The sequence below is a fragment of the Agrobacterium rosae genome (assembly GCF_002915175.1).
Lineage (GTDB): Bacteria > Pseudomonadota > Alphaproteobacteria > Rhizobiales > Rhizobiaceae > Agrobacterium > Agrobacterium rosae.
Genome location: NZ_NXEJ01000008.1, coordinates 874,519 through 888,961, shown reverse-complemented (window position 1 = coordinate 888,961; position 14,443 = coordinate 874,519). Strand labels below are relative to the sequence as shown.

Below are 14,443 nucleotides of genomic sequence, written 5' to 3'. Positions count from 1 at the left end.
CGAAGGACATCGTCGCTAGCAGCGCCGCCGCCCTCGTCAGTGAGCGGACTTATAGAGGAACACCTCAGACATAGTCAACAGCACCAAAAGAAGAAAAATCAGAAAAATGGCAAGTGCCTGATTTGGTTGGAGTATTTTGGTTTCTCTCTTAAATCCAGGCTAGGACACTCCTTATAGCTGTAATTGGGCCAACCGATTTCCCAGTAAAACGGGTTTCTTCCAACCGAACTGGCTAAGCGCCACGTTTTTGCCGCGAGCGGGACGTATCTCGAAATCTCAACGAATCTTTAAGACAAGAAGTTTGGGACTATGGCTCGTTAATCTCGGCCAGCGTTTGACTCGCTTGTCTGAAAGTTGCACACCTTCGGCGTGATGGTTTCTGGAGATTATATGAGCGATCGGTCCCAACAGGCATGACGACGAACAGAGACATGATCCGTTCGCTGGGGACCGAGCCGCCTATTTTGGCGGAAGGTCGACGAGCGCCTGACCGACGGGAAATCTCGTTGCGTTGGCTGAGCGGAACATTTCTCACAGGCATTACGTCTTCTATCCTTATGGGCGTAGCCTTGTTTGCAGCTCTCGATGGTCGTCAGCAGTTGGCTATTCCGGCTGAAGCATTCGCACGCGCCGACATGGAGCACGATGCATCTGAGACAGTGCGCCGCGGCGTTCGCCTTCTGGCACCCAATATTGCAGCGAGACCTTCTGACCGTTCTGTTATGGATGTCTCCACCGTCATTCACGATGGGGACAAGGAAGTGGTGCGTAAAGTGCCCTTTTCTCATGTCAAGATAGCGCTTGCGGCCAACTATACCAATCAGGATGACTATCCTCCTTTTGATCCGCTGAATATTTTTGCGACGAATGAGGATGCCTCTCCTGCCGCCAGCAAGACCGGCACGATCTATGGGTCGGAAGTCGAGTCCGAGGTCAGCTTGAAGACTGTCGCTTTCCCGACAAAGAACAGCCCGTTTGCCTATGCTGCTGCGATGAGCTTTGATGAGGTGGAAGAGGCGGTCCGCTCCAACGGTTCGATGTTGACCGATGGCAACGAGCAGCTATCCGCTCTCTATTATATCGATCCGCGCCGCTTCGAGGCAACTGAAGATGTGGATATGACGGCGGGGCTTTCGGCCCGCGTTGTTGAGCAGAACATGTCCGTTTCCACGCCACAGACTTCAAACGTCAAAGTTCAGGAATATGCGGACGACGTGATACCTGTTCGGCAGGCTCAGACCATGGAGGCCGCCCTTTTCGGTGCTGGATATTCCAAGGAGCAGGCTAAGCAGACGGCGGACGCCTTGAGTGCCGAGAACGGGTCGGCCGAAGTGCAGGCTGGCGATGTGTTGCGGATCGGGATTCTGCAGAGCGATGAAAAAAGCGATGTCGTGCGGGCCAGCCTCTATCGCAAGGCCCGCCATGTCGTGACTGTTGCGACCAACGACACCAAAAGATTCATCAAGGCCAGCGAGCCGCCGCAACTGGATGCTGTCGCCACGGCGTTCGACAGCAGCAACGCGCCGCTGACGGCCAACCGCGATTTGCCGCGTGTGTATGATGGCGTTTACCGGGCGGCGCTGACCTACGGCATGAACCAGACGATGGTTGCGCAGTTGGTGAAGTTGCTGGCCAGCAGTGTCGATTTTCAGGCACAGCTGAAGCCGTCGGATTCGCTGGAGGCTTTTTTCTCGGTCGAAGGACCTGATGGCAAGGCGACGGATCAATCCGAGTTGCTGTATGTGAATGCCAAGTTCGGCGACACCGAGACCCGTTTTTACCGTTTTCAGAATCCGGATGATGGCAGCGTCGATTACTTCGATGGCCAGGGCAAAAGCATCCGGCAGTTCCTGATCCGCAACCCTGTGCCGAACGGTCGCATGACATCCGGCTTCGGCATGCGCCGCCACCCGGTCTTGCGGTTCAGCCGTATGCATACTGGCACGGACTGGGCAGCGCCGCGTGGAACGCCGATTATTGCCACGGGCAACGGCGTCGTTGAAAAGGCTGGATGGGCTTCCGGCTATGGCAACCAGACGCTGATCCGCCATGCGAACGGATATGTTTCCTCCTACAATCACCAGAATGCGATTGCCAAAGGTGTGACAGAGGGTGCCCGCGTCACCCAGGGCCAAGTGATCGGCTATGTCGGATCGACCGGGCTATCGACAGGTGCGCATCTGCATTATGAGCTTATCGTCAACGGCACCAAGGTCGATGCCATGAAAGTGCGCCTGCCGGGTGGCAAGTCTCTTTCCGGCGAGGCATTGGCGCGCTTTTCGGACGAGAGAAAACGTATCGATACTCTACTGAATATCGATGGTAAAGCCGAACAGGTTGCCAGCCGGTAAAACCGCATGTCTCTAAAATTAGAAAGGGCTCCATTTCTGGAGCCCTTTTTCGTTTTGATCACGCAGCGTCCGCAGTTTCGACGTCTGGACGCAGCGGCTTGATCTTGAACAGCAGCCGGTCCGTACCAGACGTGACCTTGACGCGGGAACCATCCGGGATTTCGCCACCCAGGATCATCTCGGCGAGACGGTCCTGAACGGATTTCTGGATGACGCGCTTGAGTGGGCGGGCGCCATAGGCAGGATCGTAACCCTTGTCGGCCAGCCAGATGCGCGCATCCTCGTCCAGTTCCAGCATGATCTTGCGGTCGTTGAGAAGCGACACGAGACGCTGAAGCTGGATATCGACGATGGCACCCATCTCATTGCGATGCAGGCGATGGAATAGGATGATATCATCGATACGGTTGAGGAACTCCGGCCGGAAATGCGACCGGACACGTTCCATTACCAGTTCACGTACTGAATCGACCTGATCATTATCGCCCATCTGCGTCAGGAACTCCGAACCGAGGTTCGAGGTCATGATGATGATGGTGTTCTTGAAGTCGACCGTGCGGCCCTGCCCGTCTGTCAGACGGCCATCATCCAGCACCTGCAACAGGACGTTGAAGACATCCGGATGCGCCTTTTCGATCTCATCGAACAGCACGACCTGATAGGGCCGACGACGAACCGCCTCCGTCAACGCGCCGCCTTCCTCGTAGCCGACATAGCCTGGAGGCGCACCGATCAGCCGGGCTACGGAGTGTTTCTCCATATATTCCGACATGTCGAGGCGAACCATCGCGGTGTCGTCATCGAACAGAAAACGAGCCAGCGCCTTGGTCAGCTCGGTCTTGCCCACCCCGGTTGGTCCGAGGAAGATGAAGGAACCGATCGGGCGGTTGGGATCCTGCAAGCCGGCGCGTGCACGGCGAACTGCTTTCGACACGGCCTGAACGGCTTCGCCCTGGCCAACGACGGACTTGGCAAGCTCGTCTTCCATGCGCAGCAGCTTTTCACGCTGGCCTTCCAGCATGCGATCGACAGGAATGCCGGTCCAGCGGGAAATGACCTGCGCGATATTGTCCGCCGTCACCACTTCCTGAACCATCGAACCGGCGCCACTGCTGTCGCGCTCTTCGGCGGCAGCCAGTTCCTTTTCGAGACCGGGAATGATGCCATAGGTCAACTCGCCAGCCCGCTGGAACTGCCCGCCGCGCTGGGCGATTGCCAGCTCGTTACGCGCATCTTCCAGCTGCTTCTTCAGATCGGCGGCATGGCCAAGCTTCTGCTTTTCCGCCTGCCAGCGGGCGGTCAGGGCATCGGCTTTTTCTTCGGTGTCGGTCAACTCGTCCTCGAGACGCTTCAACCGGTCTGCGGAAGAGGCATCCGTCTCCTGCTTCAAGGCTTCACGCTCGATTTTCAGCTGCATGATGCGGCGGTCAAGCTCGTCCAGCTCTTCCGGCTTCGAATCCACCTGCATGCGCAGCCGCGATGCGGCTTCGTCCATCAGGTCGATGGCCTTGTCCGGCAAAAAGCGGTCGGTGATATAGCGGTTGGACAGCGTTGCAGCCGCAACCAGAGCCGAGTCCGAGATGCGGACCTTATGATGCTGTTCGTATTTTTCCTTCAGACCGCGCAGGATGGAGATCGTGTCTTCCACGGTCGGCTCATCCACCAGCACCGGCTGGAAACGACGGGCAAGCGCCGGGTCCCTTTCCACATGCTTGCGATATTCATCGAGCGTGGTTGCGCCAACGCAGTGCAATTCGCCACGGGCCAGAGCCGGTTTCAGCAGATTGGACGCATCCATCGCGCCATCTGCCTTGCCCGCTCCAACCAGCGTGTGCATTTCATCGATGAACAGAATGATGCCGCCAGCTTCGGCCTGAACCTCGTTCAGCACGGCCTTCAGGCGCTCCTCAAACTCACCGCGATATTTCGCACCGGCAATCAGCGCACCCATATCCAGCGCCATCAGCTTTTTGTCTTTGAGGCTTTCCGGCACGTCACCATTGATGATGCGCAGCGCCAGACCTTCGGCAATCGCCGTTTTACCGACGCCGGGTTCACCGATCAGAACGGGGTTGTTCTTGGTGCGGCGCGACAGAACCTGCATGGTGCGGCGGATTTCGTCGTCACGACCGATAACTGGGTCGAGCTTGCCGTCACGGGCATCTGCGGTCAGATCACGGGCGAACTTCTTAAGCGCATCGAAACCCTGTTCGGCGTTGGCACCATCGGCGGTGCGGCCCTTGCGGATATCGTTGATAACCTGATTGAGGGCCTGGGCGGTGACGCCAGCCTTCTTCAAGGACGCGGATGTGCTGGCCGATGTTTCGATGGCGAGTGCCTGCAGCAAGCGCTCGACGGTAACGAAGCTGTCACCTGCCTTTTTCGCCACGTCTTCGGCGGTTGAAAACACCTTGGCCAGCGGTGCAGTCAGCGAAAGACCGCCATTGCCGCCGGAGACTTTCGGCAGTTTGCCAAGCGCTGCATCGTTGGCAATGCGGGCTTCTTTGGCGTTGCCGCCAGCCCGCTCGATGAGCGATGCGGCCATGCCCTGGTCATCATCCAGCAGCACTTTCAGCACATGTTCGGCCGCGAATTGCTGATGGTTTTCGGCAAGGGCATAGGTTTGGGCCGATTGCAGGAAACCACGGACCCGTTCGGAATATTTCTCAATGTTCATCTCATAACTCCTTTTACCGCCCTGCCCGTCATCGGCACAGTACGGCTTGTTAGGGTTGAGGCTCCCTGAAGCGGCAAGCCCCGCTACGATATCAGGCATGTGCCGTTATCGCCTGGAACAGAGGCTTGGCTGGCCGCCGCGCATTCTGCTCCGTTGGGGTTGATATGGTACGGAATTTGGCTGGTTTAAAGAGGGTGGAAATGGGCGGGAGTAGATTTTTTGGAGGGGAGGGTTTGGCTTTGTGCACGCGCGATATGTTGTTAGCGTTTGTGGGTGTGGCTTACCCCCCTCTGCCCTGCCGGGCATCTCCCCCACAGGTGGGGAAATTCGCTGGGGGGCGCTCACCGGACATCTTGAACATTGATTGCGGGGCAACGGCATGTCTTACCGACCTATCCTGCTCTGAAGGGTGTTGTTGGGCAGTAAGCGTGCCTCTTGCCGATCTCCCCACCTGGGGGAGATGCCCGGCAGGGCAGAGAGGGGGTAGCGGCATATTCCGCCCTCTCAATGGGTGCGGGCAACCATACCCTCCGCCCTCATGCTGAGGTGCTTTGGCCGAAAGCCAAAGCCTCGAAGCATCCAGCAGCGCACGCTGCCCCAAATCCGCAACCCCCGTCCTTCGAGGCTGCGGCTTCGCCTTCGCGCCTCAGGATGAGGGTTGCTGCCGTTGCGGTCGCCTCTAGCGTTGCCTGAGGCAAAAAAATTGCCTTCAGCCACACCTGCCATCATCCAATCCAATCCTGTCAAAAATCCCGGCCACCGCTTACGCAAGCTTCGCCGTTCACGCGGCAGCATCTGCCCGTGGTTTGCTTCATTCTCAGGTCCCATCGCCATTCTCGGCCATGGTATATCGGACGGGGCGCTGCAAGCTGCCCCGTTGGGTCGTTTAGATATGGCACCTCACAGCGCCCCGTTCGGCGGTTTGTGTCCGCCAGCGATCTTCTTGCCATGGCTGGCGTGTCCCGGATGGCAAAGGCGAAACCTTGCCGGAGAACCGGTCGGACATGTTCAAGGTCCGACCCTTCACCTTCCGGGCGGCGGGGCTTCATTGCTGAAACATCCGCCTGCCAGTTCGACCACATCTGCCTTCGTCCTGATCCGCGCCGATTGATCGAGGCGCGGGACAGGGTCGATCCGTTTTTCGCAACGTCCGCATCCGCCAGCCCCGGCCGATGCTTCTCCCAGCGATCCGTTCGCACCATCTCTGGTGCGGGGCAGATGCAGCGTGTTCCTGTGTACCGCCTGACTTTCGCTTCAAGCCCCTCACGGTCGCGTTCGACCAGAAGCCGATGAGCTGTCGGTACACCCGGTAGCGGACGCACCGGACCGCCGTGACCCGGCACCGAAACTTCAAAGGTTTGCGGGCCAAGGCACAGCCGGCCGATGCGGACGGTAGAAAGGTTGCGCCAGCCGGTCCGAAACCGGCGCTGCCCCTTTTCCCGTACCACCGGGGAAATCGCTACCAGATCCCGATGGTGAAGATTTGCGTATCCCTTCACCACAAGCGCCGGCCCCGCCTCGCCGCAACGCCTTGCGGTGTATCCGAGAGCGGAACGGGGAGATTGTGCGGGTGATTCGTGCGCCGTGGAGAAAAGTGTGGGAGGTTTTTTTGAGGGTTTCGCGGGTTTTTGGGTAAGGTGTTGATTTGGTTGGGGAGTATTTTTGCTAGAGAGGTTGGAGGGTGGGGCTTACCCCCCTCTGCCCTGCCGGGCATCTCCCCCTCAGGTGGGGAGATCGACTCGTGGATCGCGCCCGGCCATCTCGACAGCTGCGGATAGACCGGCCATCACTACTGCTGCGGATAGAGTGGGGAGCGTGCGTCTTTCCGATCTCCCCCCCTTGAGGGGGAGATGTCCGGCAGGACAGAGGGGGGTAAACGGCATATTCCTCATGCTAGCTGGCTAGGTGCCTCATCCGCAGATATCAAGTTACGCCTCCAACTTCAAGGTGAATGCTGTCGCCATCACGGCTGCTTTGCGCTCTTTTGGTGGTCGGTCAAGTCACCCCATTCCGTCAAACGTCATGCTCAACCAGCCGAAGGAAGGGTCACACCCATCACCCTCGAAACATCCACCCACAAAAACGAAAAACCCCGGCGAACCGGGGTTTTGAACTGGCAAACTGACAAACGCTTGCGGATTACTCTGCGGCGTTTTCCAGCGTCGAGGCGTCGCCGCCTTCTGTGCCTTCCGGGGCTGCTTCGCCATCTTCGCTGCCGGCAGCCCGACGGGGGCGGCGGGGGCGGGGGCTGGTGCTGCGGGGGCGGCGCGGGGTGCGTTCCGTTGGAGCAGAGCCGACCTGGGCTTCTTCTTCTACGGCAACTTCCTTGGGCGTGCCTTCGATGACAGGCTGCGGTGCAGAGCTGGCGTCATAGACGGGTACGCTGACTGGAACAGGTGCTGGTGTTGAGGGCGGTGCAACAACGGCAACGTTCTCTTCTTCACCTTCGCGCGGCTGACGTTCCTGACGGGCCGGTCGTTCGCGACGGTCGCGGCGCTCGTTTCGTTCCTGACGCTCTGGACGATCCTGGCGCTCGGCACGCTCAGGGCGGTCCTGACGCTCAGTGCGGTCCGACCGTTCCTGGCGCTCTGGCTGTTCGTTGCGCTGAGACTGGTCATTGCGTTGAGGCTGCTCGTTGCGCTGCGAGCGCTGGTCCTGGTGATCCTGCATGGAAGGTGCACAGCCCAAGCCGTCATCATTGTCATCGCCGTCGATATCGTCGCCGTCACGGTCCTGCTGGAACTCGCCGCGTTCATCGCGCTGGAAGCGTTCCTGCATCTGCGCCTGAGCGGACAAGATGATACGGTTATAATGTTCTGCGTGCTGCAGGTAGTTTTCAGCCATAACGCGGTCGCCGGAGCTTTGAGAATCGCGGGCAAGCGTCAAATATTTTTCGGCTATATGCTGAGCTGTGCCGCGTACTTTAACATCCGGGCCGGAACTATCGTAACTTCTGGTGAGCGGATTGCCGCCCTTGCGGTTGAAGTTATTGTTGTTGTTTCCGCTGCCACCACCGCCGCCGCCATTGTTATTGTTGTTGCTGCCACGCCCCCGGCCGCGCTTGTTTTGCTGTCCTGGCCTCATCAATTGCTCACCTGAATTCTGTCTTGCTGATAATTATCGTTGTTTCGATGCAATGGCGGAAGGGTGGACCACGGCCCGGTTTTCCGAAACTGCTCCCATCGCGCGCCTTGACCCCAAGGACAAGACCTCGCGTATATTGCCCGGATGCGCAAATGCTGCATCTAGCCGCCTGCGAACAAAGTTTACTGAGTCACATGCCGGGAACGCCCAGCCTTACAGGGCTCTCAAAAAGAACCCGCGTCGGGACTGATCCTTACCATGGCGAATCTAAAATTCGCCCTCAGCCACCCTGCATGTGGCGGCAAACTAGCCCGCTTCCCGTGGAAATCCAAGCCTTTTCTTTTGCTTTGCAAAATAACCTTGAACAAAACACATATGGGATCAATCCGGCCTATTTGCAAAAGATCAAAGCGCGATCATTCCCGCCATAATCCCTGATTGCTTCGATACAGCCATATGCGTTGCTTGCGAATATAGCCGTCACATCCACTTTTTGATCGTAACCGATTTCAACGCCGATAACGCCGTCTTCGCCGAGGAAATCCACCGCTTTTTCGGCAATCGAGCGGTAAGGAGAAAGGCCGTCCTCACCGCCATCGAGCGCCAGCATCGGGTCGAAATTGCACACGTCGCGATCAAGCGTTTCGATAACTTCTGTTTTTATATAAGGCGGATTCGACACGATTATGTCGAAACGACCGGAAATCTGCTCGAACCAGTGGCATTCGACTGCCTCGAACCTGGCATCGAGCCCGTGCCAGTGTGCGTTCTTGCGCGCCGTTTCCAGAGCATCTGGTGAAATATCGCTGCCGACGCCGGTGGCTTCAGGGCATTCATGCAGAAGCGCCAGACAGATGGCACCGGTGCCTGTGCCCATATCGAGAATGCGTGCGGTGCCAGTATTCGCGATGATGCGTTTGACGTGGGGCAGCAACGCATCCACCAGCACTTCGGTGTCCGGCCTCGGCTCCAATGTGCCCTGAGACAGAACCAGATCAAGGCCATAGAATTCGCGATGGCCGAGAATGCGATGCACCGGTTCGCCATGTTCGCGTCGGGCAATCATGGCCTCGATCCGCGCGGTCTCTTCTTCACTGACCGGGCGGATGCCGTTCAAGACGAAATCCGTCAGCGAAAAACCGACGACCTCCCCCATCAGCAAGCGCGTGTCGGTCAGCGGATCGGCGATACCGGCGTCAGTCAGACGCTTGCGCATCTGCGCGGCGAATGCATCGACCGTCAGCGGCGACTGGCTCACGACTGCTCGCCGAGCTGGGCCAGTTGTCCGGCTTGATAGTCAGAAATCAGAGCGTCCACCATCTCGTCTATGTCACCCTCGATCATACGATCCAGCTTGTAGAGCGTGAGGTTGATGCGGTGATCGGTAATGCGGCCTTGCGGAAAATTATAAGTGCGGATGCGCTCGGACCGGTCGCCGGAGCCGACTTGGCTCTTGCGCTCGGCAGACCGCTCGCCATCCACTTTCTGACGCTCGATATCATAAAGACGCGAGCGCAGAACCTGCATGGCCTTTGCGCGGTTCTGGTGCTGCGATTTTTCCGAACTGGTGACGATGAGGCCGGTGGGCAAATGGGTGATGCGGACAGCAGAGTCGGTGGTATTGACGTGCTGCCCGCCGGCACCGGATGCACGCATGGTATCGATGCGGATGTCCTCAGGGCGGATTTCGATGTCGATCTCTTCGGCTTCCGGCAGAACGGCGACGGTTGCCGCAGAGGTGTGAATGCGCCCGCTGGCTTCCGTATCCGGCACGCGTTGCACGCGGTGAACGCCGGATTCGAATTTCAGTTTGGAGAACACGCCGCGCCCGGTGATGGTGGCGATGATTTCCTTGAAGCCGCCCGCCTCACCTTCGCTGGCCGAGAGGATTTCCACCTTCCAGCCCTTGGTGCTGGCAAAGCGCTCATACATGCGAAACAGATCGCCCGCGAAGAGAGCGGCTTCAGAGCCGCCGGTGCCAGCGCGAATTTCAAGGATGGCGCTTTTCTCGTCGGCGGCGTCCTTGGGCAGAAGAAGGATCTGCATGTCCTTCTCGAGGGTTTCGATATGCTCGGATATATCAGGCAGCTCGGCCTCGGCGAGATCGCGCATGTCTTTGTCGGTCGATTTATCCGCAAGCAACGCCTCGAGATCGGCAGCTTCGGCAAGCGCTTTTTCGTATTCGCGGATTTTGTTGACGACCGGTTGCAGCTCGGAATATTCGGACGCCAGCTTCACATAGACATCGGCCGCAGGGCCAGCAGCCATGCGCGCTTCGATTTCACCGAAACGCCGCTCAAGCTCACGCATTTTTTCGACGGGGAGCTTAGCCACCTGTCACGCACTCCAATTGTTGTTGGCTTTCAGATAGGGATAGAATGGGTGGCTGCAAAGCGCAAAAGCACCTGCCGGGTGCTTTCCACCGACTTTTGATCGTCCAGTGCCGCATCGAGCTCAGCCGCCAGTGCGCCGACATCCAGTCCCAGCAACATGGCTTTAACCGGGCCGATGGCCGTTGGCGACATGGAGACGGAGCGGAAGCCCAGTCCCATCAGTGCCATGGCCGACAATGGCTTGCTAGCCATTTCGCCGCACAATGTCACAAGCGTGTTGTTGCGTGCGCCTGCACGAACGATATCGCGCAGAATGCGCAGGAACGGTTTGCCCAGATTATCGAACCGGTCGGACACGCGCGCATTGCCGCGATCCACCGCCATGGTGAACTGGAACAGATCATTGGAGCCGACGGAGACGAAATCGACTTCCTGCATCAGCTCATCCAGCTGCCACATCAGCGCCGGCACTTCGAGCATCGCGCCGAATTGCAACTTGCGCGGCAGGGAATGGCCGAATTTCGACAGGTGCTGCACTTCCTTTTGCAACAGTTCGCGCGCTGCGCGGATTTCGGACACTTCCGTAATCATGGGCAACATGACGCGCAATTCGGCACCGGAGGCGGCGCGCAACAGCGAGCGCAATTGCGTGCGCATCAGGCCGGGACGGTCCAGCGACAGACGGATGGCGCGCCAGCCGAGCGCCGGGTTTTCCTCTTCCTGACCGCGCATATAGGACACGACCTTATCGCCGCCGATATCCAGTGTGCGGAAGGTGACCGGCTTGCCCTTGGCGTTGCGCAGAACGCTGCGGTAAAAGGCTTCCTGCTCCTCACCCTTGGGCATGTTCGAGGCGATCATGAATTGCAATTCGGTGCGGAACAGGCCGATGCCATCAGCGCCGGATTCTTCCAGCTGCGGCAGATCGACAAGTAGGCCAGCGTTCATCTTCAGATCGACGCGAACGCCATCCTTGGTAACAGGCTCGACATCGCGCAGCGCCCGGAACTGTTCCTGACGCTTGGCGCGCAGACGAACTTTTTCCTCATAGGCGCGCTGCAAGTCGATGACGGGGCGCAGATGGACCTGCCCGTCATCACCGTCGATGATGATCGGGTCGTTGTTTTCCGCAAGCGCCACGATGCCCGCGGCCTGGCCGATGATGGGGATGCCCATGGCCCGGGCAACGATGACGACGTGGCTGGTGACGGCACCGTCTTCCAATACAAGACCACGCAGCTTTTCACGCGGATAATCTAGCAGTTCGGCAGCACCCATGGCGCGGGCCAGAACGATGGCGTCGGCTGGAAAATCCTGCTCCGGTGGGCGACCGCCATAACCGATCAGCTGGCGCAACAGGCGGTTGGCCAGATCGTCGAAATCATGCATCCGCTCGCGCAGATAAGGATCGGTCAGGCGCATCATGCGCGCCTTCGTATCGCTTTGAACCTTTTCGACCGCCGCTTCCGCCGTCAGGCCGTTGCGGATGGCTTCTTCCATACGGCGAACCCAGCCCTGGTCATGGGCGAACATGCGGTAGGTTTCCAGCACCTCGCGATGCTCGCCTTCGGTGGCGACATCGCGGCGCTGGAGCATGTCGTCGATGGACAGGCGCAGGGAGCCTATGGCTTCCGCCAGACGCCGAATTTCGGTGTCGGCGTCCTCGTTCAGGAGATTGGTGACGACAATACGCGGATCGTGCAGCACGACATGGCCAAGGCCGATGCCTTCACCATAGGCATCGCCATCGATCGAGACGGCTCTCGTCAGATCCAGTTCGACGCCGGGGCGGGTGATTGTTTTCAATTCACCGCTCGCTACGATTTCCGCAATGAGCATCGCAGTGGTTTCAAGCGCTTCAACTTCATCCTCCCGGTATGTTCGGCTGGTCTTGTTCTGGACGACAAGAACGCCAAGAGTGCGACCGGATCTCAAAATCGGCACACCCAGGAAGGAATGATAAATTTCTTCACCCGTTTCAGGGAGATAGCGGAAAGCTGGATGCGCCTGAGCATCGGAAAGATTGAGCGGTTGGGCAGATGCGGCGATGGTGCCGACGAGGCCCTGCCCCATTTTCAACTGGGCAAGATGGACTGCGTCTTTATTGAGTCCTTCGGTGGCATAAAGCTCCAGCACACTGTCGGAACGCAGCACGTAGACGGAACACACTTCGGCGACCATGTTGCTGGCAATCTGCCGAACAATCTGGTCGAGACGCTCCTGCGGCTCAAGATGCTCCGCCATCATTTCGCGGAGCCGCTTGAGGAGGACGCGTGGACCTGCAGAAAGGTCTCTCATCGCGTGTGCTCCCTGATGTCTTCATCATGCGGGCCGAGATGATCCGCATGGCAATCAATCAAAATCTATGCCGCCTGCACAGCAAACCGCAAGGCAGGGATGCACAGCCGACCGAACATCAGGCACGCCACAACAAGAATCGGATGACGTGTATCGACGTTACGGAATCAACTCTTATCGAGACCGTAAGCAGAATGCAAAGTGCGAACTGCAAGTTCCGCGTATGCGCCATCAATAAGAATGGAAATCTTGATTTCCGACGTCGTGATGGCCTTGATGTTGATATTCTTCTCGGCCAGAGCCTTGAACGCGCTGGCAGCAACACCGGCGTGGCTGCGCATGCCGATGCCGATGACCGACACCTTGGCAAGGCCGGTTTCGTTCTGAACGACGTCAAAACCAATCTGGGTCTTGTTGTCTTCCAGAACCTTGATGGCCTTGGGCATATCGCCCGATGGAACCGTAAACGTCATATCGGTGCGCGAACCATCTTCTGAGATGTTCTGCACGATCATGTCCACATTGATATGCGCTTCGGCCAAGGGTCCGAAGATGGCAGCGGAAACACCCGGCCGGTCCGACAGGCGGCGCAGCGAAATTTGTGCTTCGTCCTTGGCATAGGCGATGCCGGTTACGACTTCCTGTTCCACGATTTCTTCCTCGTCACAAATCAAAGTACCGGGCGGATTGATAAGGTCACCCATGCCCGGCGCATCGGGATCCTCGAAACTGGAGCGCACGAAGGTACGAACCTTGTGCACCATGGCAAGCTCGACAGAGCGAACCTGCAAAACTTTTGCGCCGAGAGACGCCATTTCGAGCATTTCCTCGAAGGCGACCTTCTTCAGGCGGCGTGCCTTTGGCACGATGCGCGGATCGGTGGTGTAGACACCGTCGACATCGGTATAGATATCGCAACGATCTGCCTTGACGGCAGCGGCGATGGCAACGGCAGATGTATCCGACCCACCACGACCAAGCGTGGCAATGCGGTTATCCGGGCCTAAACCCTGGAAACCGGCAACGACGGCGACTTGGCCCTCGCCCATGCGGCGGACGATATCGGACCCGTCAATCTCGAGAATGCGGGCAGCACCGTGGGCATTATCGGTGCGGATGGGAATTTGCCAGCCCTGCCACGAGCGGGCATTGACGCCCATGGACTGCAAGGCGATGGCCAGAAGGCCTGATGTGACCTGCTCGCCTGAGGCGACGATCGCATCATATTCACGCGCATCGTAGAACGATGTTTCCTTGGAGCCGGCCACCTTAGGGGTGTTCTGGACCCAGTCCACCAATTCGTTGGTTTTGCCGGACATGGCGGACACCACCACGGCCACTTCATGGCCAGCATCCACTTCACGTTTCACATGCCGCGCGACATTATGAATGCGTTCGAGATTTGCGACGGATGTACCGCCGAATTTCATGACAATGCGCGCCATAGTTTGACCAGTACCATCCCATTATTACCGCCCAAACGGCGGACAAGAGCACAACCCAGTCGGCCCTTCCTAAAAACGGCCTCAGTTCCGGGTCTCATAGCGAAAAGGCATGGGCCACGCAATGCCGTTTATGAACCGTGCGGTACGCCTTTTTGCCGAGACAGTGCCCCATGTACGGCGTTTCAACAAAGCGAGCGTACCGCTTTGGTCTGTACAAACGTCGCTATTCACAGTATGAGCGCGTCAATTCAACTG

General features: G+C 58.3%; 7 protein-coding genes. 1 reads left to right on the top strand and 6 read right to left on the bottom strand.

The features are described 5' to 3' along the window. Nucleotides 1-413 precede the first annotated feature (413 nt). On the top strand, nucleotides 414-2,351 hold the full coding sequence (locus CPJ18_RS19820) for a M23 family metallopeptidase (RefSeq protein WP_103659676.1): 1,938 nt from the start codon (nucleotides 414-416) through the stop codon (nucleotides 2,349-2,351). A 58-nt stretch (nucleotides 2,352-2,409) separates the two neighbouring features. Here CPJ18_RS19820 and clpB read toward each other — a convergent pair whose 3' ends face one another. From clpB to CPJ18_RS19780, 6 genes are all read right to left on the bottom strand, one after another. Further along, nucleotides 2,410-5,028 carry an ATP-dependent chaperone ClpB gene (gene clpB, locus CPJ18_RS19815; RefSeq protein ID WP_103659675.1) on the bottom strand — a complete coding sequence of 873 codons (2,619 nt, stop codon included), beginning with the start codon at nucleotides 5,026-5,028 and terminating at the stop codon, nucleotides 2,410-2,412. Between the two features lie 2,139 nt (nucleotides 5,029-7,167). After that, nucleotides 7,168-8,112: a DUF4167 domain-containing protein gene (locus CPJ18_RS19800; protein WP_103659673.1), complete on the bottom strand. Its 945-nt coding sequence runs from the start codon at nucleotides 8,110-8,112 to the stop codon at nucleotides 7,168-7,170. Nucleotides 8,113-8,503: 391 nt separating this feature from the next. After that, entirely contained in the window at nucleotides 8,504-9,370 is an 867-nt protein-coding gene (gene prmC / locus CPJ18_RS19795; RefSeq protein WP_281063045.1) for a peptide chain release factor N(5)-glutamine methyltransferase, read from the bottom strand. Then, nucleotides 9,367-10,446: a peptide chain release factor 1 gene (gene prfA / locus CPJ18_RS19790; RefSeq protein WP_103659672.1), complete on the bottom strand. Its 1,080-nt coding sequence runs from the start codon at nucleotides 10,444-10,446 to the stop codon at nucleotides 9,367-9,369. Before prfA ends, prmC begins: the two co-directional genes overlap by 4 nt. Before the next feature lie 29 nt (nucleotides 10,447-10,475). Beyond that, nucleotides 10,476-12,743 (bottom strand): phosphoenolpyruvate--protein phosphotransferase, encoded by a 2,268-nt coding sequence (gene ptsP / locus CPJ18_RS19785; RefSeq protein WP_103586269.1) that lies wholly within the window; start codon nucleotides 12,741-12,743, stop codon nucleotides 10,476-10,478. A 167-nt stretch (nucleotides 12,744-12,910) separates the two neighbouring features. Beyond that, nucleotides 12,911-14,188, bottom strand: a complete 1,278-nt coding sequence (locus CPJ18_RS19780; protein ID WP_077102789.1) for an aspartate kinase — start codon at nucleotides 14,186-14,188, stop codon at nucleotides 12,911-12,913. Nucleotides 14,189-14,443: the final 255 nt, after the last annotated feature.